The 18373-nt window shown below is 62.5% G+C and carries 14 protein-coding genes and 3 pseudogenes; 6 read left to right on the top strand and 11 right to left on the bottom strand.

Translation table 11 applies throughout. The features are described from left to right. Positions 1-1074: 1074 nt before the first annotated feature. The 8 genes and pseudogenes from AWC24_RS19840 to AWC24_RS19805 form a co-directional block, all read right to left on the bottom strand. A pseudogene (locus AWC24_RS19840) lies at positions 1075-1239 on the bottom strand (translation initiation factor IF-2 N-terminal domain-containing protein); the annotation flags it as partial. 256 nt (positions 1240-1495) lie between these two features. Then, positions 1496-2164 carry a TetR/AcrR family transcriptional regulator gene (locus AWC24_RS19835; protein ID WP_085088506.1) on the bottom strand — a complete coding sequence of 223 codons (669 nt, stop codon included), beginning with the start codon at positions 2162-2164 and terminating at the stop codon, positions 1496-1498. A gap of 178 nt (positions 2165-2342) precedes the next feature. Then, a complete protein-coding gene (locus tag AWC24_RS19830; protein WP_085088473.1) occupies positions 2343-4046 on the bottom strand; it encodes an MCE family protein in 1704 nt (567 codons plus the stop codon). Then, positions 4046-5218, bottom strand: coding sequence for an MCE family protein (locus AWC24_RS19825; RefSeq protein ID WP_165757770.1), 1173 nt, complete (start codon positions 5216-5218; stop codon positions 4046-4048). The genes AWC24_RS19830 and AWC24_RS19825 overlap by 1 nt, the downstream gene beginning before the upstream one ends. Before the next feature lie 2 nt (positions 5219-5220). Beyond that, positions 5221-6600 (bottom strand): MCE family protein, encoded by a 1380-nt coding sequence (locus tag AWC24_RS19820; protein WP_085088468.1) that lies wholly within the window; start codon positions 6598-6600, stop codon positions 5221-5223. Beyond that, positions 6597-7661, bottom strand: coding sequence for an MCE family protein (locus tag AWC24_RS19815; protein WP_085088503.1), 1065 nt, complete (start codon positions 7659-7661; stop codon positions 6597-6599). The genes AWC24_RS19820 and AWC24_RS19815 overlap by 4 nt, the downstream gene beginning before the upstream one ends. Continuing rightward, positions 7654-8685, bottom strand: a complete 1032-nt coding sequence (locus AWC24_RS19810) for an MCE family protein (protein ID WP_085088465.1) — start codon at positions 8683-8685, stop codon at positions 7654-7656. The genes AWC24_RS19815 and AWC24_RS19810 overlap by 8 nt, the downstream gene beginning before the upstream one ends. Then, positions 8685-9887, bottom strand: a complete 1203-nt coding sequence (locus AWC24_RS19805) for an MCE family protein (protein WP_085088462.1) — start codon at positions 9885-9887, stop codon at positions 8685-8687. The genes AWC24_RS19810 and AWC24_RS19805 overlap by 1 nt, the downstream gene beginning before the upstream one ends. 287 nt (positions 9888-10174) lie before the next feature. Between AWC24_RS19805 and AWC24_RS19800 the strand changes: the two genes are divergently transcribed. From AWC24_RS19800 to AWC24_RS19790, 3 genes and pseudogenes are all read left to right on the top strand, one after another. Beyond that, entirely contained in the window at positions 10175-10939 is a 765-nt protein-coding gene (locus tag AWC24_RS19800; protein WP_085088459.1) for a hypothetical protein, read from the top strand. A 617-nt stretch (positions 10940-11556) separates the two neighbouring features. Then, positions 11557-11743: pseudogene (locus tag AWC24_RS19795) on the top strand (integrase core domain-containing protein); the annotation flags it as partial. A gap of 92 nt (positions 11744-11835) precedes the next feature. After that, a complete protein-coding gene (locus AWC24_RS19790) occupies positions 11836-12414 on the top strand; it encodes a hypothetical protein (RefSeq protein ID WP_131812766.1) in 579 nt (192 codons plus the stop codon). 64 nt (positions 12415-12478) lie between these two features. On the opposite strand, the gene AWC24_RS19785 is transcribed toward AWC24_RS19790, so the two are convergent. After that, entirely contained in the window at positions 12479-12724 is a 246-nt protein-coding gene (locus tag AWC24_RS19785; protein ID WP_082977505.1) for a hypothetical protein, read from the bottom strand. 376 nt (positions 12725-13100) lie between these two features. Here AWC24_RS19785 and AWC24_RS19780 point away from each other — a divergent pair, with 376 nt between their 5' ends. Beyond that, positions 13101-14432 carry a hypothetical protein gene (locus tag AWC24_RS19780; RefSeq protein ID WP_065152260.1) on the top strand — a complete coding sequence of 444 codons (1332 nt, stop codon included), beginning with the start codon at positions 13101-13103 and terminating at the stop codon, positions 14430-14432. Positions 14433-14476: 44 nt separating this feature from the next. Here AWC24_RS19780 and AWC24_RS21995 read toward each other — a convergent pair whose 3' ends face one another. Together AWC24_RS21995 and AWC24_RS19775 are read right to left on the bottom strand one after the other, a co-directional pair. After that, positions 14477-15238, bottom strand: a complete 762-nt coding sequence (locus AWC24_RS21995; protein WP_133055742.1) for a sigma factor-like helix-turn-helix DNA-binding protein — start codon at positions 15236-15238, stop codon at positions 14477-14479. Positions 15239-15293: 55 nt separating this feature from the next. Beyond that, positions 15294-15674, bottom strand: a pseudogene (locus tag AWC24_RS19775) (integrase core domain-containing protein); the annotation flags it as partial. Between the two features lie 206 nt (positions 15675-15880). Between AWC24_RS19775 and istA the strand changes: the two are divergent. Both istA and istB read left to right on the top strand, forming a co-directional pair. After that, on the top strand, positions 15881-17464 hold the full coding sequence (gene istA / locus AWC24_RS19770; RefSeq protein WP_085088500.1) for an IS21 family transposase: 1584 nt from the start codon (positions 15881-15883) through the stop codon (positions 17462-17464). Continuing rightward, complete coding sequence (istB, locus tag AWC24_RS19765) at positions 17461-18288, top strand: IS21-like element helper ATPase IstB (protein WP_083040762.1); 828 nt, start codon at positions 17461-17463, stop codon at positions 18286-18288. Before istA ends, istB begins: the two co-directional genes overlap by 4 nt. Positions 18289-18373 lie beyond the last annotated feature (85 nt).

Below are 18373 nucleotides of genomic sequence, written 5' to 3'. Positions count from 1 at the left end.
GAGCTGCTCACCCTGGGGGAGGACCTCGAATGTGAGGTCGGCGGAGACTTGGCGCGACAGTGGCCTGAATCCAGCTGCACTGTCACGGAACGGCCGCAGAAAGTCATACCGCTTCAGCTGAAGTGAAACCAGATGCGCACGCGAATGGTGAAAGAACCTGTCCAGGTTCGCATCGTCCGTCCTCAGCAGTCGCTCTACGCTTGCGCTAAATCCGGCTAGCCGCCGGTCTGCTCTTTCAAGTTGTGTGCTGGTCTCGACGCGGTCCTTTCGGGACGCGGATTGAATCCAGCCGACCACGTTCCACAGATCCTGGTCACTGCTCGGGTTAGCGATGGTCAGTACGACTGCTCGGCGGAGAAACTCGAACGCTGCTCGCGCGCGTCGGAGTTCGTCGGCCACCGTGTTCCCGCGAACGTCGGCGGCCAGTGCGCGAAACCCCGTGTCTAACCCGCTTCGGGCCCGTCCGGGTTTGGTCAGGATCGGCCCACAATCACGCACTAGCGAGTCGAGGAGTTGCTTCTCGTGATCGATCACGATGGACAGGACAACAAGGTCCTGATGTGCAGTCGTCAGTCGAGGTTCTGCCGTTGTGGCACTGCGGGATGCAGCGTATCGCCAGGTGATATATCCGTACCCGTCTGATCCGTGCGGCGTGAGTTCCTGTAGGCGGGCCACGATCGTTTCCCTGTCATGGCGTAAGGTCCGGCCAGCGACAATGTCGGCAACGTGCTCCACGTTCATCATGGCCTCGGCTGCTGGCAAGCCCCCCGTGCGGTTGCGCCCGAGAGTATCTGCGGCACCTTTGTGGTCTGATGATTCCGCCGCAGGAACCGCTACTTGCGCCTGCTTTTCGTCCCGAGCACTTGGTTGAGTCTTCGGATGCTTCAGCAGAGTGCGGTCCCCGGTCGAGTCGCGCCGCCGCTCTTCTTCAGCGACCTTCTTGTTGAACTTCCCAATAGCCGCCCTGGAGCCGAGTAGTGGACGGGCTGCCTGCTTGATCACGACCACCTTTGGACTGGCGGGGGTCACACCCTTGGTGCGCCGCAGATCCTCGCTACCAGCTGACTTCCGGCCTGGGTTCGTGCGGCCAAAGGATTCGCGAAGCCGCCGAGCAACAGGAGCTTCGACCGTGGACGATGCCGACCTGGGGAACTCACCATCCGCGTTGAGGCGGGCCAGCACCTCCTTGCTAGTCACGCCTAGTTCTTTGGCTAGCTCGTGTATCCGCGTCTTAGCCATCGCTTAGATCCCACCCGGCCTTTCGAAACTAGCCACCATGCTTCCGATGCGGGAGACCCTACCTAGCTGATGGGGTGTAGGGTCTCACGCTGCGTGTCACATTCCAACCGCTTGACCTGCGGTTCTATCAGTTGTCTCGCGCCGTGTCATTGCTGGCTTGTCTCACGACGTTGTCATTTCCTGGCGGCCGTTCGGCGTCGTTAGCCAGCCTGCCTCAGACCGGGCGCCGGCCAAGGACGTGAGCGACTTGGCGGCCTCACCGCTGGCGAGCGCCGCGACGCCGGGGCGGCGCGTCATCCAGTTCGCGCACAAGTAGGTGGTCGGACAGCAGTTGTGCCATGGCTCGTCGTTGCGGTTCGGTCGGTAGTGGCACATCGCTGACCATCTGGCCAACCATGAGGCCGACGGGTGCGGCCCATAGAAGATCTGCGATCGCGGTGGCGTGAGGTGATCCGCCGACGAGCTTGGTGATGCGTTCGAGGCCCGGCTGTAGCTGGGCGAGTTGCTCGACGGCGAGGGTGGATCGCAGTGATCTGGTGGCGATGAGTATTTCCATGGCCGTCATGCTGGCGGGATTGAGAAATGTTCTCCATGCGGCGTCGGCGAGTGCTGTCATGCGCTCGCCGTTGTCGCTGATTCCTTCGACCTCGTCAGCCAGATCGTTTACCGAGGTCACAAGCAAAGCAATGGCATGGTCGACGACAGCCGTAAGGAGGCCGTCACGGTCACCGAAATGGTATTGGACGACTCCGGTGCTGACGCCTGCACGTTCGATGATGTGGCGGGTGCTTGCTGCGGCGAATCCTTCTTCGCGGATGCAGCGGATCGTCTCGTCAATGACGAGTTCCCTGGTACGGTCTGCGCGTTCTTGTCTACGGTGCCGAGACCGCCGTGACGCTGCGCTGCGGGGGGGCTTGGCCGTCATTGGTGTGTGGTTCCTGTCCACCCGGATGTTGTTGTGGCCGTGCTACTGACCGCCGGTTCACGGCGGACGTTGTGGGGCAGGGACTCCGGGTTGTCGCCCATGGTGTGGTGCCCAGATGCCACACGCGTTGATCCTATGCGCGAGCCGCAGCTACGTTTCACGTATGGCGACAGCATCGTCAGCGTTGTTGTGGGTCAAGCATGAGATCGGCCCAGGTCTCTGCAGGTCTGATTCTGTCGTCGGCGGGTATGAACACGCCGACGCCTCCGTTGGAGTCGAGGAACAGTCCGTTGGCGGAGTCGTACGTCGTCAGGTAAACCGAGGTCGGGTGTGCTGCTGCACGCCCGTGGCGGACGGGGCCCCCCGACGAAGATCCGGCCGGCGCAATTGGAGTGCCCTCTTGACGACCAGACGGATCCTGCCCGTACGGCGGTACCCGGTGACTCGACGGCGGATCGTAGGGCAGGGGCGGCGGCGGGCCCGGCGTCACTGGCGGCACAGGCAGCGGGTAGGGAGCGAACTCGGCCGGGCCCGGACCCGGCTCGACTCCAGGTGGCAGCTGCGTTACCGGCGGACCGGGATCGTAGTCAACTTCCGGCGGTATGTAGGGAAACCTGTTGTCGGGACGAATGTTTCGCGGATCGGTGATCGGCGTGGTCTCGGGCACGGCAGGACCACGCCAGGCTTGATTCCCGATCGGAACATAACCGGCGGGGTCGCGGCACAGTTCGACGGTGGGGGCACGTTTGCCGGGGAACTCCTGGCACGGATAGTTCCGGGCACCACGCACCACCGACGACGAGTTCTGCGGCGCCTTGCAATACATGGCTGTCGGGAGTTCGCGCAGCGTCTGATCTCCCGGGGATCTGATCTGCGGCGGCGGGATGAAGCCGACGTTGCAGGGAGGCGGATCGCCGAGGCTCAGCTTGAAGTCGACTTTGACGCCCTCGTCGGCTGGAAGTTGCTCAGCAGCGCTGATCAGGACTGCGGTGACCGCCGGCAACACCACAAGGGTCTGTTCAAGTGACTTGTTGTAGATCACACCGACACGGCCGAGATTGGCGAGGTTGGCTGCGAGCATGGGGAAAGAGGGCCGGATTCCCTCGAACGCCTGGGTGGCTGACTCGGCCGCCGTCGGAGTCGAGGCGATAACGGCACGAAGTTGCTGATCGGCGGTGCGTAGTTCGGTGGTCAGGCGAGCCAGTCCGTCGGCTAGCGAGGCTATGTTCTGCCCGCTGTGGATCTGTGAATCCAGGAAGGAACCGAGCCGTTCAATCAGAACCGTGGTGTCTTCCCGGTGGGCGTTCATTTCGTCGATCAACGCGCTTGCGGATTTGATCAGCCGTGCCACCTCGGGGCCGCTGCCGGCGAGCGCAGCGGCGGATTCGCGCAACACATCCTTGAGCTTGCTTTGGTCCAGGGATTCGACAAGTCCCTGAGCCTCACGCAGCAGGCTTGCGACGTCACCGCTCAGCGCAGTCTGCGACCGGTCGATCACCGACCCGTTGCGCAACACGCGATCGCTGTTCCCGTCGGGAGCCGGGATGAGGTCCACGTATTGTTCACCGACCGCTGAGACGCTCTTGGCGGTGGCGGTTACACCGGCGGGAATCGCAGTGTCGGAATTCAGCCGCATGTGCACGTCGACACTCAGGGCGTTGGTCAGGGTCACCGCGGTGACTCGACCGACCGTCGATCCGCGGTAGGTGACATTGGCATTGGGATAGAGTCCGCCGCTTGCGGCGAACTTCGCGGTGACGGTGTAGCGACCGATGCCCAGCGTCTCCGGGACGCGCAGGTAGAGAATGGCTACAGCGCCGATAGCGAGAACGGTGACGGCGGTGAAAATGCTCAGCTGCCATCGAACGAGCCTGGTGAGCATCAGCGTGACCCGGGTTTGGGTGTCGCCGCCGGCGGTATGGCGAAGGGGTCGGCGGCCTGTCCGGATAGGTTGGCTTGTTCACCGATGAGGAACTCCGGGGCGGTCACGACTTCACTGAGGTGGCTCATGTTCGGGTCCAGCGGCGAGGTGGTGAAGACGTTCTCGCCGAACCGGCGCTGCGTCAGATCCAGTGTGGCGATAGCGTTGAGGTAGTCGCCTCGAACCGCTTGCTTGATGCCGGTCTGCGGGAATGGATAGGTAGCGATGATCGGTAGTGCGTCAATGAGTTCCTGGGCGTGTTCGGCCAATGGCTTGACCGCGGCGTAGGCATCGGTGAGGTCGGCACCGATATCGTTCTTGGTCTGGTCCAGTACCCGGGCAGCGATCTGGCTGAACCGCTCCAGCGCTGAAAAGGTTTCGATGATCCCGCCAACGTTGGCATGGAGGATTCGTGTCGCCTCAGGCAGCTCCTCCAGCGCCGAGGTGATGGTGGGGGCGTTGGCCGCGAACTTCGACGCCACCCGGTTGATGGACTCCATTGCGGTGACGATGTCACTGGACTGGCGGTTCACGGCGTCGGTGAGGTCCGCCAGCTGAGGCAGCAGGCCCAGAAACTGGCCAGAGTGGCCGGCGATGGCGTTGTAGAGCTCGTCAGTGATGTCCTGCAGCCCACCCAGGTTGCCCTTGTTGACAACTACGCCGAGCGCCGCCAGCACCTCCTCTGTGGTCGGATAGCGACTGACCCGCTGGATCGGGATCACGGAGTTGAGGGTGAGAACCCCTTGCGGCGGTTCGACTGTGGGGACCGCGAGCTCGACGTGCTGGGATCCCAACAGTGAGGTCTGCCCGAGAGTGACCGTGGCGTTGGCCGGCAAGTGTACTACCGGACTCAGCGACAGCTGTAGCGCGGCGTAGAAGGTGCCGTCGGGGCGTTGCATGACGCGTTGTCCGGACACGCTGCCGACGGTGACGTCGTCGACCATGACTGGGGAGTTCTGTGGAATCGTTGACACGTCGGGAAGTTCGACCGTGACGGTGAATGATCCGGGGCCATGGCCGACGGTACCCGGCATGTTGAGCGAGTTAAGCCCGCCGAACTGACACCCGGTGGCCGTCAACAGGATTGATCCGAGTGCGGCGATTCGATGCGGCAGCTGTCTAGGTGGCTTCATGGTCATCGGCCGGGACTCGGTGCTGTCGCGGGCAGCCCTGGGGATTGTTCGTCCGATTGTGCTGCGGGTGCTGTGGCGACAGGTGGGTCCTGCGCCGTTGGTGGGAGCAGTAGGCGGGCGAGGTCGGTTTCTGGTGCCGCCGCGGGCGGAGGTGGTGATCCGGGCAGGGGCTGCCACTGCAACTGTGACACCGGGGTTTGGGCCTTGGCCTCGGTGGCCGGGGTGTCGTAGATCATTTGGCCCTTGTAGGCGGTGATGGTGTTAATCGGGTGGAATAGCAAGGGCGGGAAGTTCATCATGATCCTTCTGAGAACGGGCGCCATCCGTTCTCGGCAGATTTCGGTGCGCTTGTAATAGTCCGGGGTAGCCGCCGCGTCGAAGACCCCGGCGCACAAGAACTGCACGGGGTTGGCGAGGTTGGGCAGGGACAGGATCGCCCCGATGGATCCTTGCGCAGGGTTGTAGATGTTGTAAAAGTTCGCCAAGCCGTTGGGTGCGACGTGCAGGACTTGCTCGATGTCTCCGGTGTGCTGCGTCAGCAGGGAAGTGAAGTCGGTCAGCTTGGTGACCTGCCGACTGATGACCGCACTATTGCTGTCGAGGAAGGACTTCACCTGCGCCAGCGCCGAGTTGAGCGTGTCCAGTGAGGTGGCGAGATCGGTCGTGCTGTCAGCGAATACCTGAGACAGCGCGGCGACATGGCCGGTGAACTGGACGATCTGCTCGTTACTGGAGGACAGCGCGTCGACCAGAATACGCAAGTTCTTGACTGTGCTGATCAGGTCGAACCGAGAATCCCCTAAGCGCCCGGCGGTTTGGGACAGTTCGTGGATGGCGTTGCGAAACGATTGGCCGTTGCCGTCGAAGGTGTCGGCCGCCTGGTTGATCGCTTTTCCCAGTGGACCCTGCAGGGACCCCTCTCGTGGGGCCAGTTGGGCAGCCAGCTGGGTGAGTTCGTCCTTGACATCGTCCCATTCGACCGGCACAGCGGTGCGCTCTGAGGGAATGGTGGCGTGATCGGGCAGCGCCGGCCCGGTGGTATACAGCGGCCCCAGCTCGATCGCGCGCGCCGAGAGCAAGTTCGGCGCCACGATGACGGCCGAGACTTCGGCGGGCACGGGCACGCCCGCACGGACGGTGAATGTCACGGCGGTGTGGTCGAAGCCGGGTTTGATGCTGGTGATCGATCCCACGGGCACGCCCAGGATCTCGACGTTGTCACCGGGATATAGACCCACTGCCGAGGCGAAGTGCGCCGTGACGGTCAGGGGCGAGGGGCGCCGAAGCGTGGTGGCCAGCCCGCCGATGAGCGCGGCGAGCAGGACGATGAGCAGGGCGAGGCGCCGGTAGGGTCGACGCTGCGCTATGCCGACGCGAGTCATGGCGACTTCGGCCTGACGATGGCACGATCGGTGATGAATCCGCGGAGGAAGTCGGCCAAACTGTCTGGAAGCTTTCCGGGCTGAAAGTAGGAGTCGAGCAATACCCCGCCGATCGTGGGTGGCGGGACACCGAAGACGTTGGCCTGGAAGCCGGGCCCGGCACCGACCACCTCGCCGAGTGCGGTGGCGTAGGCGGGCAGCTGCCTCAAGGCCGCGGAGATATGTTCCCGGTGGTCGTTGAGGTTGTCCAGGACGAGGTTGAGTTTGCTCAAGATCGGCCCGAATTGCTCGACGTTGTCTTTGACGAAGCCCGACAATTGCCTCGCGAGATCCTTGACGCCGGAGATGAGTTGATCAATCGCTTGACGTCGAGCGGCCAGCTCGGCAAAGAGTACGTTGCCATCGGTGATCAGCTGATTCATCTGGCCGGAACGTGCGGCTACAACATCGGACAATCCTTTGGCGTGGCGCAATAGTTGATGCACCTTCTCGTCTCGACCGTTGATGCTGCGCGAGAGGGCCGTGATCCCGTCGAGCGCAGCCCGCATGTGAGGGGTGGCGTGGCGCATCGAGTCGGTCAAGGTCTCCAACGCCTCGACGAATTTCGGATGGTCGAGTTCTCCGATGTTGTGTCCGAGATCCTGCAGCGCGCTGCTGAGGGTGTACGGGGTGCTCGTGCGGACCAACGGGATGGCGGTGACCGCACCGATTCCGCGAGGGGTTACCTCGACGGATCGTTGGCCGAGCACCGTGTCGGTTTTGATTGCGACCAGGGATTGATCGCCCACGCGGATTCTGCGGTCAACGGTGAAGCCGACCCTGGCCGCCCGGTTGGGTATGTCGAGGTCGATGCTGTCCACCTGCCCGACGGTGTAGCCGTAGACCTGTACCGGGTTGCCGGCCGCTATTCCTCCGGCGTGCGCGAAGTAGGCGGTGTAGTGCCGACCATGGGGCCAGAAGGGCAGCGTGGTGTAGCCGAAGGACAGCAGCAACACACAAGTGAGGACACCGATGCTTAGGACGCCGGTTCGTAGCGGATCTCTGCGATCATGGTCACTTATCAAATTCGCACCTGCCCTTGTTGGCCGCAGGGGGTTTGACCGCCGGTAGCAGAATGTCGCTACCGGCCGGGCCGTTGATTTTGATCTTGACCGAGCAGAAGTAGATGTTGAAGAACGACCCGTAAGCGCCCAGCGCGCTCAGCCGCAGATAATCCTCGGCAAGAGGTTCGATAGTTGCGTTGACGTCCTGTTTGCGGTCATCGAAAGCGGCGGCGAGAACGCCCGCGTTCTCAATCACGGCCTGGAAGGGCCGCCGAGCCGAACTGAGCACCTCGGTGAGATCGCGCTGCGCTGCAGCCAGCGGCACCATGGCGTTGGCAAGGGGGTCGTGCCCGTGACTCAACTTAGTGATCAGCTGCTGAAGTTGGTCCACACTTGCGTCTAGCTCGGTACTCTTCTCGTCGGCAGCGGCCAGGACGGTCGTGAGATTGTCGAGCGTTTGGTCGATGAGCTGGTCCCGGCTGGCGATGGTCCGGGTGAACTCGGCGGTGCGGGCCAACACCGTGGACAACGCGCCGCCCTTGCCCTGGAGCAGGTCGATCAGCGCGTTGCTGACCTGGTTGAGTTTGGCGCCGTCGAGGCCTTTAAGTACCGGCCGCAGCCCGCCCAGCAAGGCGTCGAGATCAAGTGCCGGTTCGGTGTTGCTGCGAGGAATCGTCGCGCCGGGAAGCAGTTTCTGGAGGTCTCCCGGGCCAGCGAGGATCTCGAGGTACCGGTCGCCGGTCAGGTTCAGGTAGCGAATCGCCGCGCGGGTGGAGGTGTAGAGCCGTTGGCGCTTGTCCACGGTGAAGGTGACGGTGGCGTGGTCGCCGTCGATGGCGATGTGCTTCACGGTTCCCACCGCGATGCCGGCGATCCGCACGTCTTGGCCGTTCTTGAGACGTGACACGGATTTGAACTCGGCATGGAATGTGTTGCTGGATCCGAATCGAAACTGACCGAAGGTGACGATCAAGCCCGCGAGCACGAGCAGCATGAGGGCCGTGAAGATTCCGACTTTCAGGGCGGACTGGCGTGGGTTCATCAATAGTCGTCTCGTTCGGCGTAGGCACCGTTGAATAGAAACTGCAGTGTCGAGGGCGCGTCGAACTGCAGCTCGGTGTTGGGCTGGTAGGGCACGTAGGCGTTGTCGGTGACCAGGAACGGTGGCCGGTACCAGGACCCGGCACCCTGCTTCGTGGGCAAGTCGGGCAGCCCGCGGCAATTGGGCCCGCCGGAGGCGTTGACCAGCGGCAGACTTTCGGGATAGGTGTAAGCCGCGGATCCCGGGATGAATCCTGCATTGACGAACAGTGCGGGTTCGATGCCACCGATATATGGCCCAAATTTCTTGTAGGCCTTAGCAAATGACGTAATCAGACAGCCGTACTCGGGCGAGTACTCGCTCATCACCTCCAGTGGCGTCCGCATTCGCTGAATGGCGGCGATCAGGTCGCCTTCAGCGGGGCCGAGGGTGTCTGCACCCACGGTAGCCATGCCCGCAACTGCGAGGAGGGCGGCACTGAGGTCGTCGCGCTCGTCGATGATGGTGCGACTGACAGTGGGAAGGTTGGCCAAGGTGGACAGCAGGTCGTTGGCTGCAGCGTCGTAGACGTCGGCGGTAACGCGGGCCCGCTCTATGTCGGACTGCAGCGTCGGCAGATGCGGATTGATGACGCCCAAGTAGTCGTTGAGGGTGGCCAGCGCATCGCCGAGAGTCGTTCCGTTGCCACGCAATCCAGTCCCCAGCGCCGAAACTGTGGAATTGAGTTGGATGGGATCAATCTTGTTGAGAGTTCCGATCAACGTCTGAAACAGCGTATTCATTTCGATGCTGACGTCCGATGCCTGCAGGTGCGCCTGCGGTTCGAGCCGTTGCGTGGCCGGCTCGTCGGGCGGCAGCAGTTCCACGGACTTGGCACCGAAAACCGTACTGCCCGCGATGCGCGCGGTGACATTGGCTGGGATCTTGGCCAGCTCCCCGGAGCGGATCGCCAGGGTCAGTCGCGCTGACGCGCCGTCGTAGGAGATGTCGGTAACCTTGCCGATCTGTACGCCGAGCAACTTCACCTTGGCATCACGGTCCATCACCAGGCCGGCACGCGGCGAGGTCAGGGTCACGGTGGCAGTGGATGCGAAAGCGCCTTGGTATCCCAAGTAGGTGACGCCTGCTGCGGCTGTGCAACTGGCTGCCAAGATCGCCGCAGCGACACGCACTTTCGCGCGACGGCTCCACCGAACTGCCATTACGCGCCCCCTCATAGCCCCAAGACGACAAAGATGCCCCACCACACCGCCTGTACCGCAGGTCCATAGCCACCAGTCGCACATAGCACGCGGTGCCATGGCGGCTGAGGGTGGACCGGGGCGCCACCCCTGCCCGCATTGGCAAAACGATAGCATCCGTTATAACATTACGGACGATATAATTCAATGCCGTCGTCCCGAGTGTGGCGACGCGATGCCACGCGGACGTCGACTCATCTCGTCGAGCCGGACCGCTCGGCTGATCCCCTCGATGCGGAGGCCTGTTGATGACAGAGACGATCCGGCACGACGACGGCACAGGGCAGGCGCCAGCGCGGCGAGGACTATCGTCGCTACAACGCGCCCTGTTCGGGGTGCTCGCCTTCTTCTTTGCGATACACCCGGTCTTTTGGTACCTGGAATTCCATGTCGGGGTTCCGCATGTCGTCGCATCGACCGCGATGGTGGTGGTCGTTGTCGGCTGCTTCGTAACGGCGTTGATCCTGCCGTGGGTCGCTCTGGGTGATCAGCGGTCTCGGACGCGCGCCGAACGATTCGGCGCCATGGTGATCGTCTGGGTGTTCATCGCACTCATTCCCCGCTTCATCTGGGAACTGCCGTGGCTGCTGTTCTTCGATCGCATCGTGGAAGGCGTCGAGAGCGGGGCCCTATGGACCTATATGTGGTCGCCCATCTTGCTCGGCGGCGACGCCCGCTACCTCGATGGCGATGCCCTCATCGTCTGCATGGAATGGATTGCTCTGTTCGTCGGGTTCTTCGAGGCCTACGCCCTGTTCCAGTTCTTCAGAAACGGCAAGCGCTTCACCAACAATCAGTTGTCACTGATCATGGCCGGCATGATCGTGGAGGTGACGCTCCCAGCTGTCTACTTCGGCGTGGAGATCGCGAACAACCTGCAGAGCATGTCGTCGCCGGTGGAGATGTGGGTGAAGTTCGTCCTGATCAACGTGCTGTGGTGCACCATGCCCTTGGTCACCTACTTCTGGGGAGTGCGCAGATTGGCAAGTCACGACCTGGCGGTGCGGTTTTGATCACTCCGTAACGGGTGCCGTCGACCCCGGCACGACCGTGAGATAGACGGCTCGGCCGGACTCTCCAGGGCACGCCGCGATGGGTCCGCCCATCGAGTGGTCGCTCGCCCGATGACGGGCGGCCTAAAGAAACCCAGGCATCCCGAAACCACTACGCGCAGCGAAATCTCGTTGCAGCAGTGAGCACCCAAGTGACCTTGCTTAACCGTCAAGGCCTCCTTCGTAGTCGACCTTACGGCGGTGTAGCAGGAGACCATCGACCCGTGAACTTACTCACTAATCCGGCCATGAAGCCACCCTGAAATACGCGCATGCCCGCATGACACGTTCGTGAGACAGATGACAGGGATACGACACCGACGCTGAGAATACGACACGCAGCGTGAGACCCCACACCCGCCTGTAGGTTCTCACGCTGCGTGTCATATGCCGATGCGCTGACCTGTGCTGGCGCACCGTGTCTCACGTGATGTCATCTGAGTTTGTCTCAAGTCCGTGTCATTTCTTCAAACCGTGCCCAGAGCGCCAACCTGAAGTCCGAACCGTCACGTTCAGGCCAAGGATCCCCGTCTACCGTTTCGTCACGGTGACGCCTGAGGGTCAACGACTCGTGCCGATTCAAAGGCCGACTGCGCGAGGAACTACTCAACTCCTGGCACTTCGACTCTCTGCGCGAGGCCCGGGTCATCATCGAAGAATGGAGGATCGACTACAACGCCAACCGCCCCCTTCGCCCACCACGGACTCACCCCAACCGAATTCGCCCTACAGTGGACTACGACCCACCAACCCCAAGCCGCATAGCGACTGGACCAGAATGCGGGTCCCCCGTACGAATTCAGATGCGGTGTGCCTATACAACCTGCGCGTCGGACGCAACACCTAAACTTGGTGGTGTGACTCGCCCTGACCCCGACCTGGCCGCGACACTAGATGCAGAGTATCGAGAGTTGGTCCGTTCACTTCACCGCGAAACCATCGACATCATCGTGGAGTTTCAAGAGTGGTGGCACGGCGTGCGGATCGAAGGCGACGGCACGGTGGTCAGGGGTGCTCACTCCGTAGCCATCTTCCTGATGTCGCGAGAGTCCGCCGAAGACCTCAGCGACGAAGACCAGCGCGCGGCCAAGATTGCCGAAGCGCGTTGGCGCGACACGATTAACCCCCGCCTGGCGGTTCTATTCAACGGCCATCCCGATCCTGATGTACGCGAAGCTGCCGATGTTCTCGCCAAACGCAGCTTCGAACCAATGATGATGATGCACGGCACGCCCAAGGGCGATGAAGTGAACAGTCTGGCGATCAAACTCATTGACGATGGATTGACCGCGCTACGTCGCGCAGCCTATTACGCGCCGTTTCGCGTACACCGTCCCGAACCAGAGTGGGATGGCGTTCCGACTGGTCACGCCGAGGGTCTACCGGGAGACATCCTCAAACGAATGCAGGAGCGTGGCGAGCATTGGCAGGGCTAGGTCGGGGGACGCTCCACGTCTGGTGCAGCGGCGCTAGCCTGCTTGCATTGATTTGAGAGAGGCGTTAGGGAGTAGCCGGTGAAACTATCAGTGGCAGTGGCGATGATCGCCGCGCTCGTTTTCGGTGCGGACTCGCCGGGCCGACATCGATGAGGGCGCCAAGCCCGGCAAGAGCACGCATCCACCTGGTCAGCGTCATCGGATGGACACCGAAATCGGTGGTGATCTGCTCGATCATCACCCCGTCGTCGCGGTTGCGGGCGACCCGCACGACATCCTCGCGGAACTCCTTGGGATAGGGCCTTGCCATGGTGACATCCTTCCAGCCTGCCCACTCTGGGCAAGCGATCTCAGATGTCACCTATTCGTGCAGCAGACCCGCTGACCACCGCTGAGAAAATGACATCAGCGGTGAGACCCTACAGATGATGCGCACAGGACCTACAGGCCGTTAAATCAACATCGGTTTTGACCTTCGTCGGTAAGGAACCGGACCGGCGTGCCGGACGTGCAGCGCTGCGCCCACGACCGCTGGCTCGCGGCGCCGACAGTGAAAGTGACTCTAGTCGTCCGGCGGCGTCGGTGGCTCCTCACTACTCAACCAATCCACGCGCGGGATTCACGGGTCGCTCGTGGCGCCCACGATCGCCCTTACTGCGGCGTCTCGGCCGATACAGTATCTGTCCATGGCGAGCAGTCTGCAGGTCTGGACATGGCTGCTCAACGATCTCGATCGATTCTCCGACGATGATGACGACGACGACTTCTTTCACTGGGAAGAGCGGGATTACGTCACCGACGTCTTCAATCGGCACCGTCAGCCCCCGCCGGGTTCGGTTCTCCTGGGCTACGAGACGACCCGCGGCACGCCCAGACTACTCACGCTCGGGCAGGTGGCATCCTATTCGGGCGTCGCCACGGGCCGGATTCGCGCAACAATCAAACCTTTGTTCCATCACGCCGATACACCCCTAAGTGCCATCGTGCGGCGCCTCCCCAACCGATATCGGTCGCAGATCAAGGAATGCTTCACCGCGCAGTCGCTCGAACCGCGCAAGACCGATCGCGATGAGGGGGCCCTGCTGCTAGACGCATATTCGCGGGCCGTCGCGGGCTCCCGGGCCTGGCTCGATCGCATTCGGCTGGGCGGTCTTCGCGTCACCGGCGATGCCGGTCATCAGTTGCGGGAGGAGCGCGACGCGATCCAGACGGCGATATCCCTGGCGAATCTCCAGATCAAACAACCGGTGTTCGACTCATCGCCCGGCACCATCGATCACGCGGTGCAAATGCTGAACTCCAATATCTTCGTCGACAACGAAGACGACCTGATCTTCGCGGACCTGCGCCGGTTCGATCGAGGCGGCGTGCTCGCCGATGTCTCCGGGTCGACCTCGTTGTACCGCGATCGTCGCGTCACGCTGGTGATCGCGAACGTCAACCGCAAACCCCTCGAGCGCGCGCTTGGTGTCGATCTGCTGTATCTGGACGTCGACCGGAACTCCTATATCTTCGTGCAGTACAAGCGATTACGCGATTACGGCCGAGGCTATGACACTGTGGTAGACCCCGAGGTCGACGACCGATGGCGTTACACCAATAAACGCGACATCCGTGAACAGCTTGCGCGCATGCGGTCACTGGGCGACCATCCGCCAAGCACCGCATCGGACTGGCGCATCGTCGATAACCCGTTCTGGTTCAAGTTCGTGCGCCCTCTGGACTACGACTCGAAGGACCCGCGGGTCCTCACCGGCATGTACGTGCCGTCAAGTTATCTGCGAACCGGTATTGACAGCGATTCGTTCGTCGGACCACGCGGCGGCTTCGCCCTCGGTTACTGGAACACAAGGTATTTGAACCGATCGGTCTTTGTGGACCTGGTGAAGAGCGGGTACGCCGGAAGCACGACCGCGGGCTCAGAGCGGATCCTCGATATCATCGAACAGCTCTCCGACAACGAACTCGTCGTCGCGAAGTCGTCGACGAACCCGTTCGCAGCGAACATGTTTTCGTAGTACGTCGAGTCTTGTCCCAGCGAAAAAATACGCTCGGCAGGCCGTTACGGCGTCTCCCCGTCGGCTCCCGCCTTTTTCTCGTCACCGAAAACAACATCGGCGTCTCGCCAAGCCTCATCGACCTTCGCGCTAGTGAGTTTCAGCGCGACGCGTATCTGAGAGCAGGTCATTTCATGCAACTTCGCGTCGGCTACCTGCTTCGCCAGTCTCCGTCGTGGCGGGTCGGAGTTGGGATTCGCGTAGAACTTGCCATCTCGCAGCAATGATTTCACGAGCGCTTCGCTGACCCCGAGACGCTCAGCGATTTGTTTTCTTGTGAGGCCTTGGACCTGTAGCTCCACGGACTTGCGGCAGCGTTCGATTCGCTGAGCACGCGCCTGCGCGTTGGCGCTATTGTGGCCGGTCTTGGAAGCAGGTGACTTTTTCTGTTTCCGTGGCCAATCGGGCCGGGGCGGAAGTTCGGGCCCAGAGGACCGTGAGTCGCGCTCGGAGGGTAGCCATTTGCTAAAAATCGCCAACAGATGGGGAACGTCTTCGTGTGTGACTGAGACTACGGGAATGTTGTTCAAGGCCGCGAGTTTTAGCTTCTTTTCCACTTTCGCCATGTACTGGGAGTTTTTTGGAAAGCCAAGCGCTTCAACCAATGTTCCATCAGCCAGCTTCCAGTCCGCCCGGTAGCCGCCGACGTTGTGTTCGGGGTCGTAGGGATAGTCCGGCTCGGGTTCGTGTGCGATCCCATGCTCATGAAAAAAGTCGTCGATTTCGCGTTCCAACAGGGAACGGCAGATGTGGCCATCCTTGGCCATCACGGTCACCCCACGGCTTGCGCGGATGAGGGGGACCCGTTTGGTGGTCCAGTCGCTATGCGGCTTGGGGTTGGTGGGTCGAGGTCCACTGTAAGGCGAACTCGGCGGGGCTGAGTCCGTGGTGGGCCGAATGCGGTCGGTTGGCGTTGTAGTCGATTCTCCAATCCTCGATGATTACTCGGGCTTCCAGCAGGGAGTCGAAGCGCCAGGAGTTGAGCAGCTCATCTCGCAGGCGGCCGTTGAATGACTCGATCCAGGCGTTCTGCCAAGGTGATCCGGGATCAATGAACAGTGAGCCGGTGCCGTTGAACCGGCACCAGTCGTTGACCGCATGGGCGACGAACTCCGGGCCGTTGTCGAACCGCACGTAGTGCGGAGCCCCGTAGGTCAGAGCCAATTGATCGAGGATGTCGACGACGCCATCAGCGTTGATGGCGTGGCTATGACAGCCTGATTTGGCCCCAGTGGGACGGTTCGAAGTGGCCCCACTTGGTGTGGCGGCGGGCTGTCGTTGTGACGGTCTGATTTGGCCCCACCTGCTCGACACGCCGGGGCGGTTATGACGGCTTGATTTGGCCCCACCTGACCGTGGTCAGTGTCCGGATGTTCCGGACTGCTGGACGGTGGAGGTGGGACTAGATGGTGAGGTCACGGGTGGAGCTGTTCGCTGCGATTCGTCACGACGATCGGGTTGAGGGCCTGTCGATTCGGGCGCTGGCTGATAAGCACCGGGTGCACCGTCGAACGGTACGCCAGGCGTTGGGCTCGGCGATCCCGCCGGAGCGGAAGGTCCCGCAGCGGGTTGCGCCGCGGCTGGAGCCGTTCAAGGCCGCCATCGATGCGATGTTGGTCTTGGATCTGGAGGCCCCGAAAAAGCAGCGGCACACGGCCAGAAGGGTTTTGGCCCGGCTGGTCGATGAGCACGGCGCTGGTGATCTGTCGTATTCGACGGTGCGTGACTACGTCGCCAAGCGTCGCCCGCAGATCCTTGCCGAGGCCGGCAAGCCGTTGGAGCTGGGCTATGTGCCGCAGACCCATCCGCCGGCCGCCGAGGCCGAGGTTGACTTTCATGACCTATGGGTCGTGATGGGCGGGGTCAAGATCAAGACCGCGCTGTTCACCATGCGGCTGTCGTACTCGGCGCGGTCGGCGCATCGAGCGTTTTTGACCCAGGGGCAGGAGGCGTTTTTGGAAGGCCATGTCTACGGATTCGATCGCCTCGGCGGGGTGCCGGTGGACAAGGTCCGCTACGACAACCTCAACAGCGCGGTCAAGCAGGTGCTGTTTGGGCGGTCCCGCCAGGAAAACGAACGTTGGATCGCGTTCAGATCCCACTACGGCTTCCAGGCCTGGTACTGCCAGCCCGGCCACGAAGGCAGCCATGAAAAGGGCGGCGTGGAAGGCGAAGGCGGGCGGTTTCGGCGCAACCATTGCGTGCCCATGCCGGTGGTGGATTCCATCGATGAGCTCAACGCCCTGCTGGAAGCCGCCGATGATGCTGATGACCGACGACGGGTCGCCAACCGCGCCACCAGCGTTGGCGATGACTGGACGTTTGAGAAGACGCTGCTGGCCCCGCTGCCCACCGAGCCGTTCGACACCGCATTGACGTTGACGCCGCGGGTGGACCGCTACGCCCAAGTGGCGGTGCGCTGCAACCAATACAGTGTTCCGGCCCGGTTCATCGGGCACCGGCTGCGGGTCAAGCTGTCGGCATCGACGGTGGCCATCTATGACCGCAGCACGGTCGTGGCACGCCATCAGCGTGCGGTCGGCAAGGGCACCAAAGTCCTGGATTTGGACCACTACCTGGAGATTCTGCTGCGCAAACCCGGCGCTTTGCCCGGGGCCACCGCGCTGGCCCAGGCGCGTGCAGCAGGGGCGTTCACCACCGAGCACGAGGCGTTTTGGCAAGCGGCCCGCACCGCTCACGGCGATGCCGGCGGCACCCGCGCCCTGGTGGAGGTCTTGCTGCTGCACCGTCACCTCGACCGCGCCGCCGTGCTGGCCGGTATCACCGCCGCCCTGTCGGTCGGCTCCACCGCCAGCGACGTCGTGGCCTTGGAAGCCCGCAAAGCTACTGAACACCGCAGCGCCGTCGCCGGTGATCGGGATCGGCGGGTGGTCGTGCTCGCCGAGCACCGCCCGGCAAGCATTCCCGCCGATCAACGCCCCCTGCCGACGGTGGACCAATACGACAGCCTGCTGGGCGGACAAACCTCATGAGTGCCCGGCGTGGGGTCACCGACCAAGCCGCGACCGCAGCGATCGAACAGGGTGCGCGGATGCTGCGCCTGCCAACCATCCGCGACCGATACTCCGAGATCGCCACCGCTGCTGAGCGCGAACAATTGTCGTATCTGGGGTTTCTGGCCGAACTGGTAATTGCCGAATGTGACGACCGCACCCAGCGCCGCGCCCAACGACGCGTGCGCGACGCCGGCTTCCCCCGCCCAAAACGGTTAGAAGAGTTCACCTTTGACGCCAACCCTGCCATCAACCCCGCCGTCATCGGGCACCTGGCCACCTGCGACTGGGTCAAGCAAGGGCAGCCGCTTTGTCTGATCGGTGATTCCGGCACCGGCAAAACACACCTGCTCATCGCCCTGGGTACCTTGGCCGCCGAAGCCGGCTACCGAGTCCGCTACACCCTGGCCAGCAAACTGGTTAACGAGCTGGTCGAAGCCGCCGACGACAAGCACCTGATCAAACTGATCAACTACTACGGCCGCGTCGACCTGCTGCTGGTCGACGAGCTCGGTTACCTGCAACTCGACCGGCGCGGAGCTGAACTGCTGTTCCAAGTTCTCACCGAACGCGAGGAACGCTCCGCGATCGCCATCGCCTCCAATGAGCCCTTCTCGGCCTGGACGAAGACCTTCACCGACCCCCGGCTCTGCGCAGCCATCGTCGACCGGCTGACATTCGCCGGGCAGATCATCGAGACCGGCACCACCTCCTACCGACTCGCCCACGCCCGCAACACCCGCAAACCAACCCCTACCAGTGGGGCCAGCTCAAACCGTCACACTGGGGCCACTTCGAGTTGACACAGCCAGATGGCGCGGTCGACGTGGATCGCCAGGGCTTCGCGGGTGAATTCGTCGATGACGTTCAGCATCTTGATGGTGCGCC

Source organism: Mycolicibacter senuensis (genome assembly GCF_002101885.1).
Lineage (GTDB): Bacteria > Actinomycetota > Actinomycetes > Mycobacteriales > Mycobacteriaceae > Mycobacterium > Mycobacterium senuense.
This window is presented reverse-complemented; position numbering and strand designations above follow the sequence as displayed.

What these genes read in the sequence shown, in the direction of transcription:
- AWC24_RS19785 (WP_082977505.1), bottom strand. Translation starts at nt 12,724, where the DNA reads ATGGCAAGGCCCTATCCCAAGGAGTTCCGCGAGGATGTCGTGCGGGTC.
- AWC24_RS19830 (WP_085088473.1), bottom strand. Translation starts at nt 4,046, where the DNA reads ATGCTCACCAGGCTCGTTCGATGGCAGCTGAGCATTTTCACCGCCGTC.
- AWC24_RS19810 (WP_085088465.1), bottom strand. Translation starts at nt 8,685, where the DNA reads ATGAACCCACGCCAGTCCGCCCTGAAAGTCGGAATCTTCACGGCCCTC.
- AWC24_RS19835 (WP_085088506.1), bottom strand. Translation starts at nt 2,164, where the DNA reads ATGACGGCCAAGCCCCCCCGCAGCGCAGCGTCACGGCGGTCTCGGCAC.
- AWC24_RS19800 (WP_085088459.1), top strand. Translation starts at nt 10,175, where the DNA reads ATGACAGAGACGATCCGGCACGACGACGGCACAGGGCAGGCGCCAGCG.
- AWC24_RS19820 (WP_085088468.1), bottom strand. Translation starts at nt 6,600, where the DNA reads ATGACTCGCGTCGGCATAGCGCAGCGTCGACCCTACCGGCGCCTCGCC.
- AWC24_RS19825 (WP_165757770.1), bottom strand. Translation starts at nt 5,218, where the DNA reads ATGAAGCCACCTAGACAGCTGCCGCATCGAATCGCCGCACTCGGATCA.
- AWC24_RS19780 (WP_065152260.1), top strand. Translation starts at nt 13,101, where the DNA reads ATGGCGAGCAGTCTGCAGGTCTGGACATGGCTGCTCAACGATCTCGAT.
- AWC24_RS19805 (WP_085088462.1), bottom strand. Translation starts at nt 9,887, where the DNA reads ATGGCAGTTCGGTGGAGCCGTCGCGCGAAAGTGCGTGTCGCTGCGGCG.
- istB (WP_083040762.1), top strand. Translation starts at nt 17,461, where the DNA reads ATGAGTGCCCGGCGTGGGGTCACCGACCAAGCCGCGACCGCAGCGATC.
- AWC24_RS21995 (WP_133055742.1), bottom strand. Translation starts at nt 15,238, where the DNA reads ATGGCCAAGGATGGCCACATCTGCCGTTCCCTGTTGGAACGCGAAATC.